General features: G+C 65.9%; 1 protein-coding gene. It reads left to right on the top strand.

The window, feature by feature from the left end; genetic code table 11:
• Positions 1-255, top strand: a 255-nt coding sequence (locus JHD63_RS23640; protein WP_255519325.1) for an EF-Tu/IF-2/RF-3 family GTPase, incomplete at both ends; no start/stop codon positions are given.

The raw sequence follows: 255 nt of genomic DNA, 5'->3' as shown, positions 1-255 counted from the left end.
CCATCTCCGGCCGCGGCACCGTCGTCACCGGCCGTATCGAGCGCGGCGTCATCAAGGTCGGCGAGGAAATCGAAATCGTCGGCATCCGCGACACGCAAAAGACCACCTGCACCGGCGTCGAAATGTTTCGCAAGCTGCTCGACCAGGGCCAGGCCGGTGACAACGTCGGCCTGCTGCTGCGCGGCACCAAGCGCGAAGACGTCGAACGCGGCCAAGTGCTGTGCAAGCCCGGCTCCATCAAGCCGCACACCCACT

The sequence above is a fragment of the Xylophilus sp. ASV27 genome, assembly GCF_016428875.1.
Lineage (GTDB): Bacteria > Pseudomonadota > Gammaproteobacteria > Burkholderiales > Burkholderiaceae_C > Xylophilus.
Note: the sequence above shows the minus strand (reverse complement) of the source record. Positions and strands in the feature narration are given on the sequence as shown.